Source organism: Paenibacillus glycanilyticus, from assembly GCF_051200795.1.
Classification (GTDB): Bacteria; Bacillota; Bacilli; order Paenibacillales; family Paenibacillaceae; genus Pristimantibacillus; species Pristimantibacillus glycanilyticus.
Map to the genome: position 1 here is coordinate 4036995 of NZ_CP195155.1, position 24768 is coordinate 4061762.

A 24768-nucleotide genomic window follows, 5' to 3' on the forward strand; every position below is an offset into this window, starting at 1 on the left:
CTCTCGCTCAGACTTTCTCGGTAGCAGCCGGCAGCTCTGCCAAATGGGAATAATACCGGTCTCTGCGGCAATGCTCAGCCACAATAATGCTTTGGATACGATGGCATGCGGCATCAATCTGATCGTTAACAACCGCATAATCATAATGACGGATTAAGCTCATTTCTTCAACCGCTACCGTCATCCGGTTATTAATCGTATCCTGGGTTTCCGTTCCCCTGCCCGTAATGCGGGACTTCAGTTCGTCAAGCGATGGAGGAAGCAAGAAGACAAACACGCCTTCCGGGAACTTCTCTTTCACCTTCAACGCGCCTTGAACTTCAATTTCCAGAATGACGTCCTTGCCGCTGGCAAGCGTACTCTCGACGAAGTCGCGCGGAGTACCGTAGCAGTTGCCTACATACTCGGCATGCTCGAGCAGCGCGTCTTTGACAATCATCTCCTGGAATTGCTCTCTCGTCTTGAAGAAATAATTAATGCCATCGATTTCGCCTTGTCTCGGCTTCCGCGTCGTGGCCGATACGGAATAGACAAGCTCAGGCACCTTTTGGCGAAGGACGGAACACACGGTTCCTTTACCTACGCCTGAAGGTCCGGACAATACAATCAACAATCCCTTATCCATATTACTCCCCGTATTATTCGTCGTTATCGTCATCCTTGGTCGACAAGCGATGAGCAACCGTCTCCGGCTGCACCGCCGATAAAATGACATGGTCGCTGTCCGTAATGATAACAGCGCGCGTGCGTCTTCCGTAAGTCGCGTCAATCAGCATGTGTCTGTCGCGTGCTTCTTGAATAATCCGTTTAATTGGTGCCGACTCCGGACTAACAATTGAAATAATGCGATTGGCCGAAACAATATTGCCGAAGCCGATATTAATAAGTTTAATAGCCAAGTCAGGTTCCCCCTCCGGTCTTCCTCGTGCAACTCCCGTATAAATCATATATTAGTATAAATGTATTGGACCCTGATGAATTGCTCCACCCTGCCAAATAACGACAGAACCATTGCACTATTGTTGACGAAAAAAGTCCGGAGCATACGTTCCGCGCCGCGCCTCCATGCCTGTTCCCGCTATTCCGGGGACACTGCCTGTCCCGGGAAAGATGCAGCCGGTTAAAAAGGCAGCCCGATCCATTGTTATATAGTTTAAAGGATTTTGGGGAAACGAACAAGAGAAAACAAGAGAAATTGCGAAAACGGACTATTTTAGCGTTTTTGCATCCCCGTTTTCGCCCATACGTAGTCCGTCAGCTCGACCGCCATTTCGTAGAACATAAACGGTGTCATGAAGTAAATGCCCTTGAAATGACGGATAGCGGTATCCAGCAGCTCTTGGGAGATTCGAACGCCTTCCGCGCGCCCCGCCGCGCCTTCGAGTCCCGCCATCCGTTTCCGCACTTCATCGGATAATTGGATGCCCGGAACCTCGTTATGCAGGTATTCGGCATTGCGCCCGCTCGCAAGCGGCATAATGCCGAGAAACAACGGAACGGATAAATGCTTTGTCGCATCCGCGATTTTCTCGATGAGCGCCGGATCATAGACCGGCTGGGTCATAATATAATCCGCGCCGGAAGCGATCTTTTTCTCCAGCCGCTGCACTGCCTTGTCCAGATGCTTGACGTTCGGATTAAACGCCGCGCCAACAACAAAGTTGGCCTTCTGCTTCAGCGGCTTGCCGGAGAAGGCGATGCCGTCGTTAAGCTGCTTGGTCATCCGGATCATCTCGAAGGAGGTCAGGTCATACACCGAGCTGGAATCCGGCAAATCGCCGAAACGCGCCGGATCGCCGGTAACCGCCAGCACATGGTCGATTCCGAGTGCGTCCAGCCCCATCAGATGCGACTGCGTTCCGATCAGATTGCGGTCCCTGCAGGCGATATGAACGAGCGGACGCAAGCCGATTCGGTCCTTCACCAGCGCGGCAAGCGCCAGGTTGCTCATACGGGTCACCGCCAGCGAGTTGTCGGCCATCGTAATGGCATCCGCTCCGCAGGCTTTGATGGCAGCTGCGCCGGCCATAAATTTCGTGATATCCAGATCGCGCGGAGGATCCAGCTCAACGATAACCGTATGCCTTACTTTTACGGTGTCCACCAGCGATGGTTCCGAAATAATCGGCGTGTCCGCCCGCTCCCCGGAAGCATTTTTCACCACTTCGGCAGGTTCCGCCCCGATTACGATAACCTCCGCCTCCGGGGAGTCGGCATTCGCAACGGCTGTTGCACCGCTTAGCGGAACATAATCCTTCAATGCTTTCGCCATGGCCGCAATATGCTCCGGCGTTGTTCCGCAGCATCCGCCGATAATCCGCGCGCCGCGGTCCGCGAATTGCAGAGCGGTCTCGGCAAAATACTCCGGTCCGGCCGAATACTTGTATTTGCCGTCAACGTAATCGGGAATACCCGCGTTGGGGAAGATGGACAGCGGCAGCTCTACCGGTCCGCTTATCGACTCAACCGCCCGCATGATTCCGTTCGGGCCGCTCCGGCAGTTGAAACCGACGACATCCGCTCCCTCATCCTTCAATAAAGTGAAGGCATCCAGCAAGCCGGTACCGTCCTGCGTCCGTCCGACATCCTGAACGGCAAACTGGCAAATGACAGGCAGCTGGGTTAGCTTGCGGGCAAGCCCCAGTGCCAGGCGCATTTCGTCAAAATCATAAAACGTTTCAAACAGAATTCCGTCCACGCCTTCGGCAAGCAAAACGTCGAGCTGACGCTCAAATGCCTGGCTGACCTCGGATGTCCGCACATCCTTCAGCTTGCCCGCGCGGATCGAGCCAACAGCGCCAACCACGTAGGCATCCTCGCCTGCTGCCGCTTTCGCAATCCGCACCCCGGCGCGGTTAATCGCTTCCATATCCGGCTCCAGGCCGTATTTGGACAGCTTGACCAGATTGGCAGAGAAGGTATTGGTCTCGATTACGCGCGCCCCTGCCTCATAGTACCGGCGGTGGACGCCTTCAATGACATCCGGGCGGGTCATATTCAATTCTTCGTAAGAAACGCCGACAGGGAACCCCATCTGATACAGATAGGTTCCCATCGCGCCGTCCCCGGTCAAGATACGCTGCTTAAGCTTCGTTCTTAAATCGGGCTTCATATTCATTTCTCCCTATTCCCATTCGCCGCGGTAGACTTCGGCTGCAGGTCCAGTCATATAAACATGGTTATCCGCTTCGTTCCATTCAATCGTCAGGTCGCCGCCCTTGAGCGTTACGACCGCCGTGCGGTCCGTTAAGCCGTTCAATACGGAGGAAACGACCGTTGCGCATGCGCCGGTGCCGCAGGCCAGCGTTGGTCCCGCGCCGCGTTCCCAGACGCGCATTTCCGCGTGTTCGCGGGAAGTTACGGTAACGAACTCCACATTGATTTTGCGCGGGAACATCGGATGCGTCTCGAGCTTGGGTCCCCAAGTCGCAAGATCAAAGTTTGCGGCATCGTTCACGTAGATCACGCAATGCGGATTGCCCATCGATACGGCCGTGAATCGGAATTCGCGGCCGTCCACTTCAATCGGATGCTCGATTACGCGTTCTTCGTCAACCGTAGTAGGCACCTGCAGACCGTTTAGAATCGGCTCTCCCATATCGACGCGAACCTGCTGCACTTTGCCGTCCGCTACTTCCAGTTGAACCGTCTGCGCGCCGGCGCCAAGCGTTTCGATCGTTAATTCCTCTTTATCCGTAAGGCCGTTATCGTAAATGTATTTCGCCGCGCAGCGAATCGCGTTGCCGCATTGCTCGGCCTCCGAGCCGTCGGAGTTGATGATGCGCATGCGGAAATCCGCCACTTCCGAAGGAAGGATGTACACCAGCCCATCAGCGCCGATACCGAAAAACCGGTTGCAGCGGTCTATAGCCAGCTCCGCTACATTGCCAGGCAGTTGCCGCTCGCCGGCGATAACGATAAAATCATTCCCCAAACCATGCATTTTTGTAAACTTCATCATGGTGTTCCCCCTTTACTGCAGCCAATGGATAAAATAAGCTATCATTTTTCCTTAGCATACCGCAAAGCAAAGGGAAACGCTATTCATAATTCCGATCATCATTTGTACTTCGTTACACATTTTTGAACGCCATTTTTGCCGGCTTGCTTTTAGGCTTGCTTGTTCCAAGCACGCTGCCGATACCCATCAGGAAGGTAGGAATGCCGGCGGCTACGAATACCAGGCACCATTCGCGGAAGTTGAGCGGCACCGTCTTGAAGATCGGCTGAAGCATCGGAATGTAGAGCACCCCGATCATCAGGACCAAGGACGATAGAACGGCAAGCACCAGGTAACGGTTCTGGAACAAGTTGCGGTGGAAGATAGAACGCGAGCTGCGGCAGTCAAAGACGTGAATGAGCTGGGCCAATACCAACGTGGCAAAAGCGACCGTCTGCGCCTTGGTAAGCTGCTCTGCGGCCGTACCCGGAGCAAGCTTTAACGTAATCCAGAAGGCGCCTAGCGTACATACCCCGATCAATACGCCGCGGCTGATGATTTTCCAGCCAAGCCGTCTTGCAAATACGCTTTCCTTGGCCGAGCGCGGCTTCTGCTGCATCAGATCCTTCTCCGCCTGGTCAACCCCAAGCGCCATCGCCGGCAGACCGTCCGTCACAAGGTTCACCCACAAAATCTGAATCGGCACGAGCGGAAGCGGAAGACCCGCCATCATCGCCAGGAACATCGTCAGAATCTCGCCGACGTTGGACGCCAGCAGGTAACGGATGAATTTGCGGATATTCTCATAGATGCTCCGGCCTTCTTCGATGGCCGACACGATCGTCGCAAAGTTGTCGTCGCTTAATACAAGCGCGGAAGCTTCCTTCGAGACATCCGTGCCGGTAATGCCCATTGCGATGCCGATATCGGCCGCTTTAATTGCCGGTGCATCGTTAACGCCGTCGCCAGTCATGGCAACCACATGCCCTTTTCTCTGCAGGGATTTGACGATCCGGAGCTTATGCTCCGGCGATACGCGGGCGTAGACATAGATGTTGTCGACATGCTTGTCGAGCTGATCGTCCGTCATATTTTCCAGCTGGCTGCCGCTCAGCGCTACGCCGCCGCGCGGCATGATGCCAAGCTGGTGAGCGATCGCTTCCGCGGTCAACTGATGATCGCCCGTAATCATTACCGTCTTGATGCCCGCTCTGCGGCAGGTCGCGATCGCATCGCGCACCTCGCGGCGCGGCGGGTCGATCATGCCGGTCAGGCCGACAAATACAAGCTGGCATTCCACATCGCTTTCCGTCTCCGTCGCTTCGCCGCTGCGGATATCCCGGTAAGCGAGGCCAAGCACGCGCAGCGCGTTTTGCGCCATTTCTTCTGCGGCATCCGCGCATTTTTTCTTGAGCGTGGCGGTAAACGGCACTACCTTGCCGTCCCATAACACGTAGCTGCAATGGTCCATCAGCATATCGGAAGCGCCTTTCGTATACACAACCTTGCCACCCTGATGCGAGACGAGAACGCTCATCCGCTTCCGTTCGGAATCAAACGGAAATTCCTTTTCCCTCTTATATAAGCCTTCCAGCGATTTGGCAGACATCCCCAGCTTGGCAGCGAGAACGGTAAGGGCTCCTTCCGTCGGATCGCCCTTCAGCACCCATTCCTCTTGCGGCTCCTTGCTTTTCCTTTTCTTCGAATCCTGCTGCTCCGCCTGCGTAATGGTCGCGTTATTGCAAAGCGCCGAAATCTGCAGGAGACGCTTGAGGGCAATATCGTGCTTCGCGTCCACCATGGAGCCATCCTCGAAAGCAGCTCCAACCGGCTCATAACCTTCGCCCGTCACCTGAAGATGCCGTCCGCCCAGCCAAACGTTCGTAACGGTCATTTTATTTTGCGTAAGCGTGCCGGTCTTGTCGGAGCATATAACCGAAGCGCAGCCTAACGTTTCCACGGAAGGCAGCTTTCGGACAATCGCCTTCCGTTTGATCATCCGCTGTACGCCAAGGGCAAGCGCAATCGTAACGATGGCCGGGAGTCCTTCCGGAATAGCCGCTACCGCAAGGCTGACACCGGCCAGGAACATGCCGTAGGCAGGCTGTCCATGCAGAATGCCGGCAACAACGACCATAATCGTAAGCCCGATCGCAACGGCGATTAATATTTTGCCTAGCTGCTCCAGTCTGTGCTGAAGTGGGGTTTCCATTGATTCGGTCTGTTGAATGAGTCCCGCGATTTTACCCATTTCCGTTTCCATGCCCGTCCGGACAACAACCCCTTTGGCTGTTCCGCGCGTAAGCATGGTCCCCATAAAGCCCAAATTCCGTTGGTCGCCCAGCGGCAGGTCCTCTTCATGAATAGCGGCGGCATGCTTGCCGACCGGCACCGATTCGCCCGTCAGGGCAGATTCCTCGGCATAGCAGCTGTTCGCTTCAATCAGCCGGATATCGGCCGGAATGCGGTCGCCGCTTTCGAGCAGTATAACATCCCCGTTAACCAGCTCTTTGGCTGCAATCATCAACTGTTGTCCGCCCCGAATCACTTTTGCCGTAGGCGCGGACAATTCCTTGAGGGCACTCAGCGACTTTTCCGCACGGAATTCCTGAATGAAGCCGAGTACCGCGTTAATCGCGATAATGGCCACAATCGTCACGGCATCCAAATATTCGCCCAAGAGCCCCGATATGAGAGTAGCGCCCATTAGCACAAGCACCATGAAATCTTTGAATTGATTCAGGAAAAGCACGACCGGGGAAATACGCTCGCCCTCCGCCAGCTCGTTTCGCCCGTTCTTCGACAGCCTGTCTTCTGCTTCCGATGCAGACAGCCCTTGCGCAAGCGAGCTGCCCAGCTTATTCGCCAGTTCGCCCGCTTCCATTTGGTGCCATTTCAATTGTTCCATTGTACGACTCCCTCCCGTATATGCCGAGCGCTCTCGGACAGCCTCTCAAGCCTAAATGTATTCGGACAAACTGCAAAATATCCCACTTAAAGACTTAAGTTTTTGGTTTAACTATGGCATGATAGAGAAAGACATTGATAAAGGAGACTTAAACCCTCATGGCCTTAGACGGCATTGTTATTCACGCAGTAGTTGAAGAGCTTCAGCGCTGCATAGGCGCCCGCATTCATAAAATTCACCAGCCGACGGACAATGATCTCGTATTCAGCATCCGCGGCGCAGGCGCGCAGGGCAAGCTGCTCTTGTCCGCCAATCCAACGTATCCGCGCGTTCACTGGACGAATGCTTCGTACGTTAACCCGCTGGAAGCACCGATGTTCTGCATGCTGATGCGCAAATATTGCGAAGGCGCAACCATTGAAGCAGTCAAACAAATCGGACGCGAACGGATTATCCATATCGACGTCCGGCACCGCGATGAGCTTGGCGATGTTTCGCTCAAGACAATCGTTATAGAAATAATGGGACGGCACAGCAACATTATTTTGCTGGATCCCGCAACCGGGACGATTCATGACGGCATCCATCACGTGACGCCTGCCATCAGTACATTCCGGATTGTTATGCCCGGCAGCAAATATACCGCCCCGCCCGATCAAGGAAAGACCGATCCCCTTGCGATTGCAAGCGAACAGGATTTTCTGGCCGCATTCGGGCAGCATGCGGATGACGGCAATGAAAGCCTGCCGCCCCAGCGGCAGCTTGTTCAGGCGTTTAGCGGACTAAGTCCTCTGCTCGCCAAAGAGATCGTATTCCGCGCGGAGAACGGAAGCAGCAGCCTATGGAACAGCTTCCAGGCGCTTATGAGCGATGTCCGGGCACATGTCTACGCGCCAACCATAGCCGTGGATGCCAATGGCAAATCCTACTTCTCCATAACTCCGCTGACCCATGTGCAGGGCTCTTCCGAGCTTTTTGCTACAATCAGCGAATGCCTCGAAGCCTTCTATGGCGATAAAGCGGAACGGGATACGGTCAAGCAGCGGGCTTTGGACCTCATCCGGTTCGTCCAGAACGAGAAGGTCAAGAACGAGAAGAAGATAGAAAAGCTGAAGGAAACGGTCGAGGAAGCACAGGATGCCGATAAATACCGCGTGTTAGGCGAGCTGCTCACTGCCTACATGCATCAGATCAACCGCGGGGACACATCCGTCGAGCTCATCAACTTCTATGACGAAGAGCAGGCAACGGTCACGATTGAGCTGGATCCGCAGCTTACGCCGTCGGACAACGCGCAGCGGTATTTCCGCAAATATACGAAGCAGAAGAACAGCATAGCCGTCGTTGAAGAGCAAATGGCGATCGCCCAAGGCGAGATATCCTATATGGAAACGCTGCTGCAGCAATTGGATAATGCTTCGCTCGCCGATATCGAAGAGATCAGGGATGAGCTGGTCGAGCAAGGTTATCTTCGCAGCAGAGAGAAGCGCGGACCGAAACGGAAAAAGCCGGCGCGTCCGACCTTGATTTGCTACACTTCCTCCGAAGGCGTAAGCATCTATGTCGGCAAGAACAATACGCAGAACGAATACTTAACGAATCGGCTCGCTTCCCCTTCGGATGTATGGCTGCATACGAAGGATATTCCGGGGTCCCATGTGGTCATCCGCGGAGGCGACTTTGGGGATGCCACCCTGGAGGAAGCAGCTATGTTATCCGGGTATTACAGTCAAGCGAGGGAATCCAGCCTGATCCCCGTGGATTACACGTTTATCCGCCATGTCCGCAAGCCAAGCGGCTCGAAACCGGGTTTTGTCATCTATGACCATCAGAAGACCCTGTTTATTACTCCCGATGAGCAGCGGATCAAAGCCATGCCATCGCGCAGCGTGAATTAAGCAAAAAGCAGTCCGTCCTCCATCCGAGGCGGGCTGCTTTTTCGTTTTTTGCTCGATCTATCCTAAATTAGAAAACTTTAACGAGCCTTAAACCCTTCGCTAACCTTCTCTGGAATAATGGCCCAATCCTTTGAATCGGGAAACCTTAAATTACCTAATCATACTTAAATATATAAATACAGATGAAAGATGAATGTTTATTATTGTTTTTCTTTCTATTATTGCAATTATAATTATACATATTAGCAATTTTTGTTTTAAAGGTGAAATAAGGGTTTATAAAAGAATATTTATTTTAGTTCTTTTCAATGGAATTGGTAACTTTTATTAGCTGACTACCCCCTTAAAGAGTCATTAGTATTAAAAGTGCCAAACAAAACTTGTGCTGGCAGACTACACGCTTTCTTGCACAAAAAAACCATTAGGAGGATACATACATGACTAAAAAAACGATTTTCAAAAAAGGGATTATCACTTTGGCAGGCGTTATCGCTTTAACCGGTGCCGTACAAGCCCCCGCGCTTGGAGTAACCACTCCTAAAGCGGCAGCAGCAACCTCTACCCAAAGCACGCAGCTTAGCAAACTGATTACGAAAGGCAAAACCCAGCTTGGCGTGAAATGGCGCAGCGGCGTGCAGAAACCCGGTTACGGTTTTGACTGCTCCAACTTTACTTCCTGGGTATACAGCAGCACGCTCGGAATCAAGTTTTCCAGCTCTTCTCGCTCGCAGCGTTACAGCAGCAGCATCGGCAAGCAAGTTATCATTGATTCCAAAAATAAATACAAGAACCTGAAGGTCGGAGACCTGCTGTTCTTTAAAAACTCGGCTGACCGTGGCGACGGATCTTTAAACCGCTCAACAAGCGGCGGCGGCGGCCATGTCGGCATTTATGCGGGCGTGGTTAACGGCAAGCATTACATCCTCCAAGCCGGCGGCGGACGCGCCAAAGTCACTTACGAGCCAATGGAAGGCACATGGTTTGCGTCTTCGCTGGTCTATGCTAAGAGAATCGTTAACTAACGGCAAAAACATAAAAAATAGCGGTGAAGGGATCTCTCCCTTGCACCGCTATTTTTCTTGAAAAGCTATCTATTCTTGCGAAGCTGTTCCAGCACCGCGGCGTCAACGGTTCTGCTGCCGATCTCGCCATGGAACACCTCGCCTTGACGCTCCCCGTGGAAATCCGAGCCGCCGGTTATAATAAGCCCGTGTTTCCTCGCCAGCTCCGCGTAACGCCGTTCTTCCTCCGGCCCATGGTCGGAATGGTACACTTCGATTCCCTGAACGCCCTTCCCGATCAGCTGCTCGACCAGATCATCCCTGCCATACAAGCCAGGATGCGCGATTACGCTTGTCCCTCCCGCTTCGCGTATCCATTCGATTGCTTCAAACGGATGAATACGCGGAGGATTCACGTATGCGGTGCCGTCTTCCCCCAGATACCGGTCAAATGCCTCTGCCATCGTGGCAACCGCACCTTTTCGGATCAAAAGCTCCGCAATATGCGGACGGCCAATCGTTTTCCCTTTGCCTTTATCGCTTCCGGCCAACGCCTGCTCGGCAGCAATTTGCTCGACTTCTCTCATCGTAACCGGAATCCCGAGCTGGACTAACCTCTCTATAATCATCTCATTCCGCGTGCCGCGCGTTGCCCGAAGCCCGGCAAGCCGCTCCTGCCAGAGAGCATTATGCCAGTCCGGATAATAAGCGAGCATATGAATATCGCGACCGTCGGCAACCGTGCTCAGTTCAACGCCGGGCACGACGGCAATCTCGAGCTTCCGCCCTTCCTCGAGCGCTTCCTCAACTCCTGCCATCGTATCGTGATCGGTGATCGCAACAGCCGCCAGCCCCGCCGCCTTCGCGCGGGCAACAACGGCCGCAGGGGCCATCGTTCCGTCAGAGGCGGTCGTGTGATTGTGCAAGTCCGCTTTTCCTACAACCATTGCTGCAAATCCTTCTCTCTTAAAAAAGTGAGGAACGTAACTGCCGATATCGGCAGAAGAGTCGACTTCAAATAAATCGAGTAGAACTGCCGTTTGAACCGGGTATCTTCAATCGGAACCACATGCAAAAGCCCAAGCGCCACCTCGTGCTTTACCGAAGATTCGGAGACAAACGAGACGCCGAGACCGGCTTCTACCGCCGACTTCACTGCTCCCGTACTGCCCAGTTCCATCACAATCTTCAGATCCGCCGGATCGATTTTTTTCCGTTTAAGCTGGTCCTCCATGACTAACCGTGTACCGGAGCCTTGCTCACGCACCACAAACGGATAATCGGCCACTTCGTCAAGCAGAACCGTCTGCCGCTTAGACAGCGGATGATCTTTCGGAACAATCAGCTTGAGCTCGTCGCTCATGACGGCCTCCATCTGCATATCCGGGTGATTGACCGGGGCTTCGATCAATCCAAAGGTCAATTGATGATGGATAATCTCTTCAATGATTTGAGCGGTATTCATCACCTTCATGCTGATCGATATTTCCGGAAACGTCTGCCCGAACGGACCAAGCAGGCGCGGCAAAATGTATTCTCCAATCGTGAGGCTGGCGCCAAGCTGGAGTCGTCCCTTGAGCTGCTTGGTAAACGCCGACATCGCTTGATCCGTATCGCGGATCAGCTCGATGCTTCTCCGGGCGTAAGGCATCAGCGCTTTCCCCGCTTCCGTCAAGTCGATTCGCTTGGTAGACCGCTGCAGCAGCTTTGTCCCGAAATAGTCCTCCAGCGACTGCACCTGCATCGTCACGGCCGGCTGAGTCATATGCAGCGACTGGGCGGCAGCAGAGAAGCTGCCCCGTTCCGCTACCGTATAAAAAATGTGCAATTGATGAAAATTAAGCGCCATCTGTCCGACCATCCTCTCTTCTTAGCGGTTATTATACTACAAATGCGCGCAAAAAAGCGCAGCACCCTTCGATTGGATGCTGCGCCCGGCGTTTCTTCGATTATTTCCTTTTTCGGCTGTTTTTCACCAAGGTCATTCTTCTGGAGTGACGAAGCCATGAATAGTATGATTTCAAATCCCGCAATTCGATCGTCTCCGACATGCGTCCCAAAAAGGTGACTACAATCATCTTGTGAAGCGGGTTGCCAAGCAGATCAATGTCCGTTTCCGATGGGGCAAATTCAGCAACAAACACCAGATCGTCGTCAATCAGGTAAACATCCTCTTCATTCCGGTAATAAGGCTCAACTCGTCCTTGCTTCAGGCATTCCCATAAGAATTCGGCAATATCCTCGTAGCCCGTCTTCTCACTTTCAACCCGATCCACCCACCGGCTCCTGGCATGGTTAGTAATAACGATGTCCGCCACTTTCTTATCGCCCAATTCGATATAAAAAGTCTCATAAGTGCTCCATCTTCTAGTCGTTTTGTCCTTCATCGTTCACCACACCTCCGTCTTAGGAACCAGGTCTTTTTTACCACTTTTATGTATAAGGATATTTTAACCATGATTGTCCGAGATTTCAACAATAAAATAAACTCAGCCCATAAATGTAATTATTTGTAAAACTTAATAAAAGAAAGAAGATCGCCGTACATTGGTCTCTCTGTGTACCAGCGATCTTCCCGCAATTTTATTTAATTATTATTAACTTCCATACTTGAATTTCATAAATGTTTATGGCTTATGAAATTCAAGTTCTACATGCTGTAGAATCTGGTCTTATCCTCGGCATCTTTTGTATATTCTGTCTTTAATTCGTTGCGGTAAGATCGTTCAACCTTGCGCACGAACGGCAGACGGCTTATTGTCTTTGCCGCTTCCTCCGCGCGCTCTGCGTTCATATAGATCACGACATAATGCATCTTGCGCGACATATAATGAACGGTTCCGTACTTCTCCAGCGTTCTGGCCGCTTTCAGATCGCTCACCCATATGATATAACCTGTCCGTTCCGGTAACAACATCCATTCCCTCCGTCGAGTCGAATCAAGCAAAGGCTTATCCGCAGCCGCCGCTTCCGCAGCTGCAGGAGCCGCCGCCACCGCAGCCGCCCGTTTTCCCTTCATTGCTCGGCACCTTAATCGTATCGGATACCGATTCGGCGATCATGCGGGATACGTCATACAGCATCGTATCTACGAGCTGCTCAGCCGTCTTGAACCGTTTCACCGCTTCAATCTGGTCCAGCTCCCGCTCGATTTCCTTCACTTTATCCTTGGCTGCGTGATAATCCGGATGAAATCTGCCGAACCGCTCGCATTCCGAGAACAGCTCTTTCGCTTTGGCGAATTGCTTGGTCAGCACCTTCACCTGCTCATCCTTCTGTACAGCTTCTTTCCAATATAGATAATCGGCTACCTCGGCCGATTGGTTAATAAAGTCGCCCAGCTCGTAAGCGCACATCAACAGCGACGCCATATCCAGCGAAGAAACGCCGCTTGCACCATCGTAGGGCAGAACTGTGGTTGTTGGCATTTGTTCACCCTCTTTTCTTTTACACTTGCTTGAAATCTATCATATCATAATCATTCAATGAATAGATACAATTTTACACAAATCCACTCACTCCCGGCGCAACCAGCTTCATCCCTTCCCACATTTCCGGAGACAAGCATACTTCGCGGTGCGTCTCGGCTTCGCGCAGCAAGCCGGTGACGGTCCAGTTGCTTCCGCTTCTCTCCAGTCTGGCTGGCACAAAAGCCACAACGCTTTCGTTCATCCTTAATTGGACCGGAGCCTGCCAGCTCAAAGCCCTCTCCAGAATTTCCAGGCACGTGGAGTGATGATAAGATCTCAACTGCCGCATCCAGTTTATAGGTACCCGTTCAAGCTCGGGAAGAAACCGTTCTATTCTGAAATCCTCATGATTCATAAGCTCGCATCCCGCAAATGCACGACCGGAAGAACGGAGCGCGACCCCGCTTTCTTCCGATCGGGGTTCAAGCGGCAATTCGGGATACGCGTCTGACGGCTGCTTAACAACCGCTGCCGTTTGTTTTCCCCAATCCGCCAAGCTGGTTTCGAGCAATGGCGGGATAGGGATTCCTCCTGATGCCGATTGCAAAAAGTTTATAACCGAAGCTAAACTCCGTCCGTGAGTCATTGCCCGTTCTATTGAGCTTCGAGTTAATTGCCATACGGACAGCAGTTCGTCGCTCTTCCTATCCGCCACAAGCTCCAGCTCCCACCTGACCCTGTAAGAACAGCCTGGAGGAACAAGCAAATCGCCGTTAGGTTCTATCATAATGGGCTCATACCTTGCCTGCGGACGCTGCCCGTAATCGAGGGAGGACGGCATCATCTGCCACCGGAGCATCCTCTGGTCTCCGGCACGTGCGAATTCCATCCATCCGAAGCCGCGCAGCAGATTCAAACAGGCACTTCGGCTCTCTTCCCACTCCATGCCTTTTATATCAAGCAGCGGGAGCTGGGCTGCAATAGCCGCTTCCGAATACCAGGCCCCCGGTTCAAGCCGGATCAACAACGCCATGACATGCCACATCGCAGGCTTTTTCTTCAGAAGCTCATCCAGGCACCAGTGAAATAATAAAACCTCCCGCTTAAGCTCCTCCTCCGAGAACCAAGCAGCCAGCGTGTCTTCCTGCCACTTTAGCTGCTTTTCTTCAGCTGCCAACAGGCCTAATTGCCCGGTAAGCTTCAGCACAAAATTTACGGCAGGATTATAAGTATCCGTATCCTCCTGCTGCCAGCCGGCCTGAAGAAGATCCTCATCCGTAATGGAAACGGCCAGCGTAAGTCTCGCGATTGTTTTCTTCGGCAGAATTCCCTTTGACGTCAAACCTAAACCGCTTCGGGCCAGCTCCGCCCAAACCGCCAGCAGCTGTCTCCCAAGCGGTTTAAGGGCTGTTTCCTCCTGCCGCTGCTCCCAGATTTCGCTTGATCTATTCGCTGCGGGCAGTGGAGCAAGCGGAAACAAATAGGGATGCCACTGCATAAAACAATCGCTTGGCATCGCATACAGCCGCTCCCCCCAGCCTTGACGGAGCGCGAAAATAATTCCCGCATTTTGCAGCTGGATCATTCCGTAACGGAACTCGGCACCCGAGAACCGCTCCCGCAACGAAAAAAGCCGCTCCTCCGAAACGGGACCGGCTCCAAAGCAATTATAAAATGCCCGCAGGACGGCGGTGGTTGCTTCGTCCATCCGGTCCACCGCTTCTTCGATGGAAAGCCGGTCGATGACGGCTTCCTCCCAATGCAAACCGCGCTCCGATGCACCAGTCCATAAGGGAGACATCATATATTGCTGCTTCACGGGGCTTGTCAGTTTCTCCGACCACTGTTGTACAAACATGAAGAATAACCTCCCTACTGATGTTTTTCAAGCTCGTATTGGTAGCCTTGCTCAAGCAGGAACATCTGGCGCCTTGCGGCGTATTCCGTTTCGCTGGTGTCATCGGTCACAATGGTATAGAACCAGGCTTCATTCCGGCCTTCCTTCGGACGCAAAATGCGGCCGATCCGCTGCGCTTCCTCCTGCCTTGAGCCGTAGCTCCCGGAAATTTGAATGGCGACGGCCGCATCGGGAAGGTCAACCGCAAAATTCGCCACCTTGGATACCGCAAGAACGGGCACAACTCCCGACTTAAACTGTTCGTACAGGCTTTGGCGTTCATTTTGCGGCAATTCTCCCGTAATGACCGGCACCTCTAATGATTCCGCAATAGAATGAAGCTGATCGAGATACTGCCCGATGATGAGAGTTGGCGTCCCCTCGTGACGCTCCAGGAGCTGGCGGACAACCGGTACCTTGCCGGGATTCTCCGCTGCGAGACGCAGCCGCGAGCGCTTCTCGGCCGAATGGTACAGCTCGGATATGCCTTGATCCATCGGCACGCGGATTTCCGTGCATTTAACCGAGGCGATATGACCCTCCGCTTCGACCGTTTTCCATTGCAGCTCGAACTGCTTTGGCCCAATCAGAGAAAATACATCCTCTTCGCAGCCGTCTTCCCGGACCAACGTTGCCGTCAATCCAAGCCTTCTTGTCGCCTGGATATCGGCCGTCATGCGGAATACCGGTGCAGGCAATAAATGCACCTCGTCGTATATAATGAGCCCCCAGTCGCGTTCGGAGAACAGCTTCATGTGACGGAACGGATCTTTTTTCGACTTCCGGTGAGTCAGAATTTGATACGTTGCAATCGTTACGGGGCGGACCTCCTTAGAGGAGCCCGTATATTCTCCGACCTCCGCCGGCTGAAGGGTTGTCTTGTCCAGCAGTTCTTCCTTCCATTGCTGTACGCTGGTTGCGTTGGAGGTCAGAATAAGCGTAGCGCTGTTCAGCCTTGCCAATGCCGCGATTCCAACAATGGTTTTACCCGCTCCGCACGGCAGAACGATAACGCCGCTTCCCCCTTGAATCGTCCCTTCTTTATAAAAAAGATCAACTGCCTGCCGCTGATAGTCCCTAAGCTCGAAGGATCTGCCGCTCAGCGTTAACGGTCTAAGCGATACGGATAAAGCTTCACCCGTATGGTAGCCGGCCAAATCGATTACGGGGAACCCAAGCCGGATTAATTCCTGTTTAAGCTGGCCCCTGTACTCCGGATTTACTTCCCAGGAACCGCCGGTCCCGCGTTCCATCAAGCATTCCAGAATGATCGGATGCCCCGCGATCTCATCCAGCAAAGAATCGTCCCCGTATAACACGAGACAGTGCCCGCTTAATTCCAGCCGAAGCTTGCCGTACCGCTCCATTAGTGTGCGGATATTCGTCTCCAATACTCCGGGCAGGCCGTATCTGGCATATTTTCTTAGCGATTCGATAACCGTTGCCGCGTCCATGCCGGCAGAAGCCGCATTCCACAAGGATAAAGAGGACATTTTATATGTATGCCAATTTCCCGGACGCTTCACGAGCTCCGCGAACAAGATCAGCATCCTGCGCGCTTCCTCCGATAAAGGATGCTCGTAATCGAGCAGCACCGTCATATCCGACTGAATAATTAACGGTCCGTCCTGACGTTCCAACATAAGATCTCCCCCATTGTTCATAGCGGTAAGCATTCACCTCACAGTATGCAAAATTATCCACAATTTTATACGAAAAACGGGATTCCTCAAAGGCGTTCCGCCCCGGAAGAATCCCGTTATTTCATCTAATGCACATGCTCCGATATTTCGTTAAGGGCCGCGCCTGCCTCATGAATGAAGGCATCCCGGACAGCCAGATCGCCAATTGCGACAACGCCAACCAATTCACCGTTTTCTACGACAGGAAGACGGCGTATTTTATGCTTGGCCATCAGATCTGCCGCTTCATCCATGGTTGTGTCCGGCGCAATGGTCAGCAAATCGGTTGTCATGACTTTCTCGACGGCTGTGGAGCCGGAATGCTTATCCGCGTAACCGCGTACGACAAGATCCCGGTCCGTTACGGCGCCAATCAGCTTTGAGCCTTCTACTATAGGTATAAATCCGATATCATGCTTCTTCATTAAGACGGCAAGCTCATATACGTTATCCTGTAATGTTGCTGTAATACACGGCGACGACATAACCTCTTTGATCGTTTTATGCAAGGCGGACAAACCTCCTAATTGGATTATCATCCATTAGGATATCCAGCCAAAAGCGATGTCATCCTGCCGCAAAATCTTCCGCCATTTGAATAAGCAGCTGGGCGGAATGTACCATGGCACGCTCATCGATATCAAAGCGAGGATGATGATGGGCGTATACGACTCCCGTCTCCTCGTTCCCCGCCCCAACAAACATAAAGCATCCCGGTACCTTCTCCAGATAATACGAGAAATCCTCCGCGACCATCATCGCTTCCGAACGAAGGGTATTCTCGGCGCCAAACAGTTCGCCTGACACCCGGAAGAAACGTCCCGCTTCCTCCTCGTCGTTGACGACGGGCGGATACCCGATACGCATATGGTAGTCGTATTTCGCTCCATACATGCTGCAGGTATGGTTAATCAATTGCTCAAGCCTTTCATGCGTAAGCTTTCGGGATTCCTCGTCGAATGTGCGGACCGTCCCTTTCATCGCGCAGCGCTCCGCAATGACATTATTGGTTGTTCCGGCCTGAAAGGAGCCGATTGTAACGACCGCAGGCTTCAAAGGATCAACGTTGCGGCCAACTATGGATTGAACCGCCTGCACGAGAGCCGAACCGATTACGATGGTATCGATCGTCTTGTGAGGCATGCCGCCATGTCCGCCAAGGCCTACAATCTCTAAAGTGAACTCGTCTGCCGCTGCCATAAAAGGACCCGGTTTGGTTGCAGTCTGTCCATACGGAATCGGCGACCACAAGTGCACCCCGTATATGGCGTCTACGCCGTCCAAGGCCCCGTCTTCAATCATGCGGATCGCGCCGCCTGGTGTCTGCTCCTCAGCAGGCTGGAAAATCAACCGGCGCTCGCCTGCCAGCTCCGCCTTATGCTGTTGGTAGTAATTCGCTACGGCAAGCAATGCCGACGTATGCCCGTCATGCCCGCAGGCATGCATCACGCCGGGAACCTTGGACCGGTATTCGCATTCCTTCTCATCCTGAATCGGAAGCGCGTCAATATCGGCGCGCAGCGCGATAACCGGACCGGGCAGCTCCCCTTTTATCGTAACCAGCAGGCCATGCCCGCCAACGCCTTCGCGCACCTCGCAGCCAAAGGCCTTTAATTGCTCTGCAATCCACCGGGATGTATGTACCTCTTGAAAAGACAGCTCCGGATTCTGATGGAGATGTCTGCGCCACCGGACCATTTCCGGATAAAGACGCTGCAGCTGCTCTTTTATATAGCTACTAGTCTTCATTGGACACACCTCCTAAACGTTTGTTGAATGTAAACGCATAGCCGTTCACACTCGTTATGAAGCAAAACTTATTTCCATCTATTCTAACAGAACGGCGCGATGCGGCAAAGAGAAAGCATGACTATAGCGGAGAGTAAGTCTTGCGCTGACTGGGGAAACATACTATCATGGGAAAAGATGTACAAATAAAGTTTTGCACATTGTGCAAAACGGGCTTTACCAGCATAAACCTTACATTCCACAAGCAACTATAGGAGGAAATAACGATGATTATTGAAAACTCGGGTCTTAACGGCCTTCAAAGCGATCTGGCTCATCTGGACGAGTCTGCCGAGCAGCTTGGCTTTGTACGTTGGCAGTGGGAATACTATCGCGCTACATACGATCTGAAGCTTGAAGATCAAGCGACAAATTCGGAATACTTCCTGCGCGTCAACACTCGCGCCGTAGAAGGCAAGCTCGAAAATCCTAATGCCGTGCTTGCAATTGAACATGTATATATCGGAAAAGCTACATTCCCTCATGGTCTTGAATACGAATCTCCGGTTCCGCAGCCGATCATGACGATTGCGAATCAACGCCTCGAAAAGCTGAAACAGCTGCTTGCCTAATCTATGAAGAAGACACAGCAGAATGGCAGTCGTGGCAGACCGGACTTTCTGCTCCTTATTTTAACGCTGCTGCTGGTTGGATTCGGCCTTGTCATGGTGTTCAGCGCAAGCTCGAACATTACGCTGACTTCGTCGAAATTCCACAATGATGCGTTATATTTTACTAAGCGGCAGCTCATTTGGGCGGTTCTAGGCATCTTTGCCATGCTTTTCCTGATGAATCTCCGTTACCAGATTTTTAAAAAGGGATTTATCTTCCTATTCATTCCGGTCATAGTCATGCTGATGATTGTACCAACCATTGGCTCGCTGAACGGTGCAAGCAGCTGGTTCCGAATCGGAACCATGGGAATCCAGCCGACGGAGATGGCCAAGCTTGCCATGATCCTCTATATAGGGGCTCTTATTACCAAGAAGGGCGAAAAGTTCCGGGACTTTAAAAAAGGCCTGCTTCCGGTACTAATCATTGTAGGATTTATTTGCTTCCTTATTATGATGCAGCCGGATTTGGGTTCCTGTCTCGTTCTTGCTTCTTGTGCGGGGATAATGATCATTGCAGGCGGCGCCAATCTCAAGCAGGTTGCTGTTTCAGGCGGCGTAATCGGTATCTTCGCTATCCTTTTCGCAGCAATCGGCATGGCTACCAATCCAGATGGTTGGGCTTACCGGGTTGCCCGGTTTACGGCCTATTCCGATCCGCTGGCGGATCAGCAGGGCTCGGGGTTTCAACTGGTATCCTCCTTGCAGGCGCTTGGACACGGAGGTTTGACGGGAGCTGGCTTCGGGGAAAGCGTGCAAAAGCTGCATTACCTGGACTACCCTTATAATGACTTTATCTTTTCCGTCATTGCCGAGGAGCTGGGGTTTATCGGCGCAAGCCTGTTCCTCTTGTTTTACTTGCTTTTTCTCTGGCGGGCGCTTATCGTTGCTCTTCGCTGCCCCGATCACTACGGAACCATTGTAGGAGTAGGAATCGTTGGTTTGTTCGGCATTCAGGCCTTCGTTAATGTCGGCGGCGTAACCGGCGCGATCCCGCTGACCGGGGTGACGCTCCCCTTCGTCAGCTACGGGGGTTCCTCCCTGTTAGTCTGTCTGATGTGTATCGGAGTGCTTCTCAGCATCTCGCGGGAGGCCAACAAGCAGGACAAGCCGGAGCGAGCGAAACGTCATCATCACTAACCTAAAAAAAGGCTGAACCCGTTAAAGTAACGGTTCAGCCTTTTTTATGTAAGTTCCGCATACTATTTCAAGCGTTGCTGCGGTTCTTCCGGCGTTTCGTCTTCTTTGAAGGCAACTCCTTCAACTTTCACATTAACTTCAACCACATTAAGACCGGTCATATTCTCAACCGATTCTCTTACATTCAGCTGCAGCTGTCTGCAGACTTCCTGAATCGGAATGCCGTAATGAACGATAACGCGAAGATCGATTGCCGCTTCCAGCTGACCTACTTCGACGGATACACCTTTTTGCACGTTTTTACCGCTAAGGCGCTTCGCCAGTCCTTCGGAGATCCCGCCTGACATTCCGGCAATGCCTGGAGTCTCAAGCGCAGCGAGTCCTGCAATCGTTGCCACTACATCGTCTGAAATACGGATAATGCCTGTTTGAAGGTCCTCGTTCATGTTATTCCACTCCTCAATTTGCCATATACCATCATTGTAATGGATGGCTCAATTTGAAGCAAGGAAGGAAGTAGATCTATATTAGGCCCTATAGCATATTTTTTTGGAAAAGTTTACATGGTTGCCTTTTTTCGTTATGATTAATAATGTTTTTTAGACTTACATAATTGAAGAGGTGGATTTGGTGAGACAGAAACTGTTTTTCGGCGGATTAATTGTCATGTTCCTCCTGAGCGCAATCGGGCATTTCGCCCATTGGGACATGACGCTTCAATTTATCATTTCCGCTATCGCCGTCGTGTTTGTGGCGGGCTTTCTCGGCAAAGCGACGGAAAGTGTTGCGCATTACGCCGGACAAAGGCTTGGCGGGTTTCTAAATGCCACGTTTGGTAACGCGGCAGAGCTGATCATTGCGATCTTCCTCGTTAAAGAAGGCTTGTTCGATACCGTTAAAGCGAGTATTACCGGTTCCATCATCGGCAACCTGCTGCTCGTTCTTGGACTTAGTCTCCTTGCCGGCGGCATTAAATTCAAACAGCAATTTTTCAATAATCAATTGGCCGAGCATAACGCAACGCTGATGATTATGGCTGTTATCGGTTTGTTTGTACCGGCTGTCTTTGTTGGCGCGGAGCATTTCACGCTTAACAAGGACCATTTCCTCAGCATCACGGTTGCCTGCATTCTGATCGTTTCTTACCTGCTGTGGCTTGTGTTCTCGATGATTACCCATAAAGACGTTCTCGCGGATAACGTGATGAATGCCGATCATGGCGAGGAGCCGATGTGGTCGAAAGGCGTATCCGTTATTATGCTGGTTGTAGCGACGGTTATGGTCGCTTTCGTCAGCGAATGGCTCGTGCACACACTCGACAGCTTTACCGAGAAATTTGGCCTGTCCCAGCTGTTTGTCGGTGCGTTCGTTATCGCAATCATCGGTAATGCAGCCGAACATAGCGCAGCGGTTATGCTGGCACTTAAGAACAAAATCGGCGCAGCAGTCGAAATCGCCATCGGCAGCAGCTTGCAGATTGCGTTGTTTGTAGCTCCGGTGCTGATTCTGGTTAGTGCCTTTATGGGCAATACAATGGATATTATCTTCACACCAATCGAATTAACCGCCATCGGTGTTTCCGTCTTTATAGCGAAGTCTGTTTCCCGAGACGGTACGACCAACTGGTATGAAGGGTTCCTGCTGCTTATGGTTTATGTCATATTGGGCGTTGCCTTCTATCTAGTTTAAGAAAACAAAAAAAGAGTAGGCTCCAAATGGAGTCTACTCTTTATTATTTAACGCTTCATACAACTGGGCCAAGTTGCGCTCCAATCGGCTTAACATTTCTTTTCCGCTCTGCTCGGCTATCAATCCCGCGCGCACAGCAAAGTCAATCTCCCGCGAGAATCCATACATTTGCGTGTCCAAAACTTCCTCGTACAGCGGACATTGACGGGTCGTCAAGTTCTCCATCTGAACTTCGATAAGTTTTTCTATTTTACTCGCATCTTCCGTTAGGAGACGAAGCGCTTTCTCATGCAATTGAACCGTGACTTCCGGTGAAGACATCGTTTTCCCCCCTGTGCGTGTACCCGCCGTCGTCTATATCTTTTATATTAGACGAAAAAGAGCCAATACACAAGGACAAAACAAAAAAGCGCTTCTTCTTTTCAGAAGAAGAAACGCTTTGTTTGCGACCTTTCCGGTCCTATTCGCTAATTACCGTTACATTCAAGTTATGTTTTGCAAAAATTTCTGCCATTTTTGCTTTCGCTTCTTCCGCATCAGGACCATGAACATGAAGTTCGTAAGCGTGGCCGCCTACCAACGTCGTAAACAGTCCAAGAATGCTCTTAACATCGATATATTTGTTGTCGGCTTGCAGAACGATTGAAGAGCGGAATTGGCTAGCCGCTTGAGAAATTTCTACGATAGCTGCATTGTTGGACATGGGGAATCCCTCCAGTTAATTAGTAAAGCTTTCCTTGACATCATGATAACCCGAAATATAACATCCATCAAGAGAAAAGTTCAAAAACGCTTCATTTTCATTTATTTCAAATTTTCGGAATTTAGTCCTTCCAGCTCCGGCAGTACGAAAACGCCGTCTTTTCGGATTAATACATCATCGAAATAAATTTCTCCACCGCCGTATTCCGGACGTTGAATCAATACTAAATCCCAATGAATGGAAGAACGGTTGCCATTATCGGTCTCCTCATACGCTTGACCCGGCGTAAAGTGAAGGCTTCCCGCAATCTTTTCGTCGAACAAAATATCGTTCATCGGATGCAAAATATACGGATTAAAGCCGATTGCGAATTCGCCGATGTAACGCGCGCCTTCGTCGCTGTCCAGAATCTCGTTCAACTTCTTCGTATCATTGCTGGTTGCGTTAACAATCTTGCCATTCTCGAACGTAAACGAGATATTCTGGAACGTTGTTCCGGAATAGACGCTTGGCGAATTGTACGTAATTACGCCGTTAACTGAATCCCGGACAGGCGCGGAGAATACCTCGCCGTCAGGAATATTCCGCTGGCCGGAGCATTTTTTCGCGCCGATATCTTTGATGGAGAACGTTAAGTCCGTACCCGGCGAAACGATCCGCACTTTGTCCGTACGGGACATCAATGCCTGAAGCGGATCCTGCGCGCGGTCCATTTTCGCGTAATCCAGGTTGCATACATCAAAATAGAAATCCTCAAACGCTTCCGTGCTCATGTTAGCCAGCTGCGCCATCGATGGAGTCGGGTAACGGAGAACAACCCACTTCGTCCGCTTAACGCGCTCCTCCATATGTACGGGATGTGTGTATAATTGCTCGTATAGACGCATTTTTTCCTTTGGCACATCAGACAATTCATTTACGTTCGAGCCCGACCGCACGCCGATATAGCCTTGCATTTGCTCCATGCGCTCAAGGTCATGCTTCGCCCAAAGCTCGATTTGCTCCTTGGTTGCATGCGTCAGCATCGTCCGCAGGACAGAGCGGTCGCTCAGCTCCACAAACGGTCTTCCGCCACGCTTTGTTACTTCTTCGATAAGGCATTTGCCCAGCTCCAGCTCAAGGCCAATCAAATCGATCAGTACGTTGTCGCCGGGCTGTACATTAATCGAGTAGCCGGCAAGGTTGGCCGCCAGCTTTTGTAATCTTGCATCACGCATCTTTATTCAAACCTCCATTACTTATGAGCACTGTTTTGTGAAAAACAGCCTTCGAACATATTAGCATGTTGCTTGCTTATTGAACAGTTCCTGTTCCTGTTCCGTTAAAGGGACTAAAGGTAACGCTGGTATCGCGCTTTTCCTGTTTGTCTTGTCCGGAGAGCGAATAATGAAGAACGGAATGCTCCTCCAACTTAGTCGGTACAAGACTATTTCTGTCGATCAACACCGTGTATTGAGCTTTTACCTGAAGGGATTTCAACATTTTGTCCATCTGCTTTCGGGATTCGTTAAATTCTTTCAGCCAGGCTTGTTTATACTGCCCTTCTTCCAGCGGTTCCTTGGCAGCCAGCGCGTTCATCTCATCCTGAAGCTGCTCTTTCCAGAGCTTGTTGGCATCCTGATCGTTCAGCTCGATATGCAAGGCAACTTGGTTGGCTGTTGTGGCCGCGTCGACAAAGTCTACTTTCTTATGGGCGTTTTTCACTTTGTTCAGAACCTCAATCGGGCTCCACTCCAGATCCTCGCCGTCATCGCCTTGAGCATGCAGCTTGGTATGCTCTTCGATATGTCCTTGAAAGGTCCGGGGCGCGTAAGCCCATCCTTCCGCCGAGTAGATGGTTGTCTGGCCGGAGAAGGCATACTGATCCTTGCCCGCAAGACCGGCAATCGACATGTTTAACCATTCCTCGGGCGGACGGCTTGAGGTTGAGCATCCGGTCAATGCTAGTACAAACGCTGCAAGCAGCGTGCTAATAAACGTATGTTTTAGGAGCTTCAATTAACACAACACCTTTCATTCAATCGTTCCATATAACCTTATCGTCCCCTGAACGGACAGCGCCTTATTCGGATCGTTTCCAAAAAGAAAAGGACACCTCTGG

Annotated in this window: 24 protein-coding genes; 5 read left to right on the top strand and 19 right to left on the bottom strand. The window is 51.6% G+C overall.

All coding sequences use genetic code 11. The features are described 5' to 3' along the window. Nucleotides 1-7: 7 nt before the first annotated feature. The 5 genes from gmk to ACR9FF_RS18475 form a co-directional block, all read right to left on the bottom strand. A complete protein-coding gene (gene gmk / locus ACR9FF_RS18455; RefSeq protein WP_435163594.1) occupies nucleotides 8-625 on the bottom strand; it encodes a guanylate kinase in 618 nt (205 codons plus the stop codon). Between the two features lie 13 nt (nucleotides 626-638). Further along, the gene (gene remA / locus ACR9FF_RS18460) at nucleotides 639-899 is read right to left on the bottom strand and encodes an extracellular matrix/biofilm regulator RemA (RefSeq protein WP_005548256.1); all 261 of its coding nucleotides are present in this window, start codon (nucleotides 897-899) and stop codon (nucleotides 639-641) included. A 314-nt stretch (nucleotides 900-1213) separates the two neighbouring features. Then, nucleotides 1214-3112, bottom strand: coding sequence for a bifunctional homocysteine S-methyltransferase/methylenetetrahydrofolate reductase (locus tag ACR9FF_RS18465; RefSeq protein ID WP_435163597.1), 1899 nt, complete (start codon nucleotides 3110-3112; stop codon nucleotides 1214-1216). 12 nt (nucleotides 3113-3124) lie between these two features. Further along, entirely contained in the window at nucleotides 3125-3958 is an 834-nt protein-coding gene (gene dapF, locus ACR9FF_RS18470; RefSeq protein ID WP_435172161.1) for a diaminopimelate epimerase, read from the bottom strand. A 115-nt stretch (nucleotides 3959-4073) separates the two neighbouring features. Beyond that, nucleotides 4074-6848: a calcium-translocating P-type ATPase, SERCA-type gene (locus ACR9FF_RS18475; RefSeq protein WP_435163599.1), complete on the bottom strand. Its 2775-nt coding sequence runs from the start codon at nucleotides 6846-6848 to the stop codon at nucleotides 4074-4076. Nucleotides 6849-7006: 158 nt separating this feature from the next. On the opposite strand from ACR9FF_RS18475, the gene ACR9FF_RS18480 reads away from it, so the two are divergent. Then, entirely contained in the window at nucleotides 7007-8746 is a 1740-nt protein-coding gene (locus ACR9FF_RS18480; RefSeq protein WP_435163601.1) for an Rqc2 family fibronectin-binding protein, read from the top strand. A 437-nt stretch (nucleotides 8747-9183) separates the two neighbouring features. Beyond that, the gene (locus ACR9FF_RS18485) at nucleotides 9184-9768 is read left to right on the top strand and encodes a C40 family peptidase (protein WP_201001161.1); all 585 of its coding nucleotides are present in this window, start codon (nucleotides 9184-9186) and stop codon (nucleotides 9766-9768) included. Nucleotides 9769-9833: 65 nt separating this feature from the next. Here ACR9FF_RS18485 and ACR9FF_RS18490 read toward each other — a convergent pair whose 3' ends face one another. The 9 genes from ACR9FF_RS18490 to ACR9FF_RS18530 form a co-directional block, all read right to left on the bottom strand. Further along, nucleotides 9834-10694 (bottom strand): PHP domain-containing protein, encoded by an 861-nt coding sequence (locus ACR9FF_RS18490; RefSeq protein WP_435163603.1) that lies wholly within the window; start codon nucleotides 10692-10694, stop codon nucleotides 9834-9836. Further along, on the bottom strand, nucleotides 10685-11596 hold the full coding sequence (locus ACR9FF_RS18495; RefSeq protein WP_127493461.1) for a selenium metabolism-associated LysR family transcriptional regulator: 912 nt from the start codon (nucleotides 11594-11596) through the stop codon (nucleotides 10685-10687). Before ACR9FF_RS18495 ends, ACR9FF_RS18490 begins: the two co-directional genes overlap by 10 nt. A gap of 100 nt (nucleotides 11597-11696) precedes the next feature. Then, entirely contained in the window at nucleotides 11697-12134 is a 438-nt protein-coding gene (locus ACR9FF_RS18500; RefSeq protein ID WP_127493463.1) for a hypothetical protein, read from the bottom strand. 263 nt (nucleotides 12135-12397) lie between these two features. Next, nucleotides 12398-12661 (bottom strand): YlbG family protein, encoded by a 264-nt coding sequence (locus ACR9FF_RS18505; protein WP_201002296.1) that lies wholly within the window; start codon nucleotides 12659-12661, stop codon nucleotides 12398-12400. A 37-nt stretch (nucleotides 12662-12698) separates the two neighbouring features. After that, a complete protein-coding gene (locus tag ACR9FF_RS18510) occupies nucleotides 12699-13175 on the bottom strand; it encodes a YlbF family regulator (protein WP_127493466.1) in 477 nt (158 codons plus the stop codon). 73 nt (nucleotides 13176-13248) lie between these two features. Beyond that, nucleotides 13249-15015 carry a helicase-associated domain-containing protein gene (locus tag ACR9FF_RS18515; RefSeq protein ID WP_435163606.1) on the bottom strand — a complete coding sequence of 589 codons (1767 nt, stop codon included), beginning with the start codon at nucleotides 15013-15015 and terminating at the stop codon, nucleotides 13249-13251. A gap of 14 nt (nucleotides 15016-15029) precedes the next feature. After that, entirely contained in the window at nucleotides 15030-16697 is a 1668-nt protein-coding gene (locus tag ACR9FF_RS18520; RefSeq protein ID WP_435163608.1) for a DNA repair helicase XPB, read from the bottom strand. Between the two features lie 125 nt (nucleotides 16698-16822). After that, nucleotides 16823-17245, bottom strand: coding sequence for a CBS domain-containing protein (locus ACR9FF_RS18525; RefSeq protein ID WP_201001170.1), 423 nt, complete (start codon nucleotides 17243-17245; stop codon nucleotides 16823-16825). 58 nt (nucleotides 17246-17303) lie between these two features. Further along, nucleotides 17304-18485 (bottom strand): M20 metallopeptidase family protein, encoded by a 1182-nt coding sequence (locus tag ACR9FF_RS18530; protein WP_435163611.1) that lies wholly within the window; start codon nucleotides 18483-18485, stop codon nucleotides 17304-17306. 266 nt (nucleotides 18486-18751) lie between these two features. On the opposite strand from ACR9FF_RS18530, the gene ACR9FF_RS18535 reads away from it, so the two are divergent. After that, nucleotides 18752-19096: a YugN family protein gene (locus ACR9FF_RS18535; protein WP_201001172.1), complete on the top strand. Its 345-nt coding sequence runs from the start codon at nucleotides 18752-18754 to the stop codon at nucleotides 19094-19096. Nucleotides 19097-19099: 3 nt separating this feature from the next. After that, on the top strand, nucleotides 19100-20275 hold the full coding sequence (gene ftsW / locus ACR9FF_RS18540; protein WP_201001173.1) for a putative lipid II flippase FtsW: 1176 nt from the start codon (nucleotides 19100-19102) through the stop codon (nucleotides 20273-20275). A 62-nt stretch (nucleotides 20276-20337) separates the two neighbouring features. Here the strand turns inward: ftsW and ACR9FF_RS18545 are convergent, their stop codons facing one another. Then, nucleotides 20338-20721: an Asp23/Gls24 family envelope stress response protein gene (locus tag ACR9FF_RS18545; protein WP_317978508.1), complete on the bottom strand. Its 384-nt coding sequence runs from the start codon at nucleotides 20719-20721 to the stop codon at nucleotides 20338-20340. Nucleotides 20722-20905: 184 nt separating this feature from the next. On the opposite strand from ACR9FF_RS18545, the gene cax reads away from it, so the two are divergent. Then, complete coding sequence (gene cax / locus ACR9FF_RS18550; RefSeq protein ID WP_127493478.1) at nucleotides 20906-21964, top strand: calcium/proton exchanger; 1059 nt, start codon at nucleotides 20906-20908, stop codon at nucleotides 21962-21964. A 33-nt stretch (nucleotides 21965-21997) separates the two neighbouring features. On the opposite strand, the gene ACR9FF_RS18555 is transcribed toward cax, so the two are convergent. The 4 genes from ACR9FF_RS18555 to ACR9FF_RS18570 all read right to left on the bottom strand — a co-directional run bounded on the left by ACR9FF_RS18555 (nucleotide 21998) and on the right by ACR9FF_RS18570 (nucleotide 24665). Next, complete coding sequence (locus ACR9FF_RS18555; protein WP_127493480.1) at nucleotides 21998-22285, bottom strand: YlaN family protein; 288 nt, start codon at nucleotides 22283-22285, stop codon at nucleotides 21998-22000. Between the two features lie 139 nt (nucleotides 22286-22424). Beyond that, nucleotides 22425-22667 (bottom strand): HPr family phosphocarrier protein, encoded by a 243-nt coding sequence (locus ACR9FF_RS18560; protein WP_127493482.1) that lies wholly within the window; start codon nucleotides 22665-22667, stop codon nucleotides 22425-22427. Between the two features lie 101 nt (nucleotides 22668-22768). Next, nucleotides 22769-23884, bottom strand: coding sequence for an aminopeptidase (locus tag ACR9FF_RS18565; RefSeq protein ID WP_201001176.1), 1116 nt, complete (start codon nucleotides 23882-23884; stop codon nucleotides 22769-22771). A 76-nt stretch (nucleotides 23885-23960) separates the two neighbouring features. After that, nucleotides 23961-24665 carry a hypothetical protein gene (locus tag ACR9FF_RS18570; RefSeq protein WP_435163615.1) on the bottom strand — a complete coding sequence of 235 codons (705 nt, stop codon included), beginning with the start codon at nucleotides 24663-24665 and terminating at the stop codon, nucleotides 23961-23963. Nucleotides 24666-24768 lie beyond the last annotated feature (103 nt).

Excerpts from the sequence above, each read along its gene's own strand:
- gmk (WP_435163594.1), bottom strand. The coding sequence starts at position 625 with ATGGATAAGGGATTGTTGATTGTATTGTCCGGACCTTCAGGCGTAGGT.
- ACR9FF_RS18465 (WP_435163597.1), bottom strand. The coding sequence starts at position 3,112 with ATGAAGCCCGATTTAAGAACGAAGCTTAAGCAGCGTATCTTGACCGGG.
- dapF (WP_435172161.1), bottom strand. The coding sequence starts at position 3,958 with ATGAAGTTTACAAAAATGCATGGTTTGGGGAATGATTTTATCGTTATC.
- ACR9FF_RS18475 (WP_435163599.1), bottom strand. The coding sequence starts at position 6,848 with ATGGAACAATTGAAATGGCACCAAATGGAAGCGGGCGAACTGGCGAAT.
- ACR9FF_RS18480 (WP_435163601.1), top strand. The coding sequence starts at position 7,007 with ATGGCCTTAGACGGCATTGTTATTCACGCAGTAGTTGAAGAGCTTCAG.
- ACR9FF_RS18485 (WP_201001161.1), top strand. The coding sequence starts at position 9,184 with ATGACTAAAAAAACGATTTTCAAAAAAGGGATTATCACTTTGGCAGGC.
- ACR9FF_RS18490 (WP_435163603.1), bottom strand. The coding sequence starts at position 10,694 with ATGGTTGTAGGAAAAGCGGACTTGCACAATCACACGACCGCCTCTGAC.
- ACR9FF_RS18495 (WP_127493461.1), bottom strand. The coding sequence starts at position 11,596 with ATGGCGCTTAATTTTCATCAATTGCACATTTTTTATACGGTAGCGGAA.
- ACR9FF_RS18500 (WP_127493463.1), bottom strand. The coding sequence starts at position 12,134 with ATGAAGGACAAAACGACTAGAAGATGGAGCACTTATGAGACTTTTTAT.
- ACR9FF_RS18510 (WP_127493466.1), bottom strand. The coding sequence starts at position 13,175 with ATGCCAACAACCACAGTTCTGCCCTACGATGGTGCAAGCGGCGTTTCT.
- ACR9FF_RS18515 (WP_435163606.1), bottom strand. The coding sequence starts at position 15,015 with ATGTTTGTACAACAGTGGTCGGAGAAACTGACAAGCCCCGTGAAGCAG.
- ACR9FF_RS18520 (WP_435163608.1), bottom strand. The coding sequence starts at position 16,697 with ATGTTGGAACGTCAGGACGGACCGTTAATTATTCAGTCGGATATGACG.
- ACR9FF_RS18530 (WP_435163611.1), bottom strand. The coding sequence starts at position 18,485 with ATGAAGACTAGTAGCTATATAAAAGAGCAGCTGCAGCGTCTTTATCCG.
- ACR9FF_RS18535 (WP_201001172.1), top strand. The coding sequence starts at position 18,752 with ATGATTATTGAAAACTCGGGTCTTAACGGCCTTCAAAGCGATCTGGCT.
- ftsW (WP_201001173.1), top strand. The coding sequence starts at position 19,100 with ATGAAGAAGACACAGCAGAATGGCAGTCGTGGCAGACCGGACTTTCTG.
- ACR9FF_RS18545 (WP_317978508.1), bottom strand. The coding sequence starts at position 20,721 with ATGAACGAGGACCTTCAAACAGGCATTATCCGTATTTCAGACGATGTA.
- ACR9FF_RS18555 (WP_127493480.1), bottom strand. The coding sequence starts at position 22,285 with ATGTCTTCACCGGAAGTCACGGTTCAATTGCATGAGAAAGCGCTTCGT.
- ACR9FF_RS18560 (WP_127493482.1), bottom strand. The coding sequence starts at position 22,667 with ATGTCCAACAATGCAGCTATCGTAGAAATTTCTCAAGCGGCTAGCCAA.
- ACR9FF_RS18565 (WP_201001176.1), bottom strand. The coding sequence starts at position 23,884 with ATGCGTGATGCAAGATTACAAAAGCTGGCGGCCAACCTTGCCGGCTAC.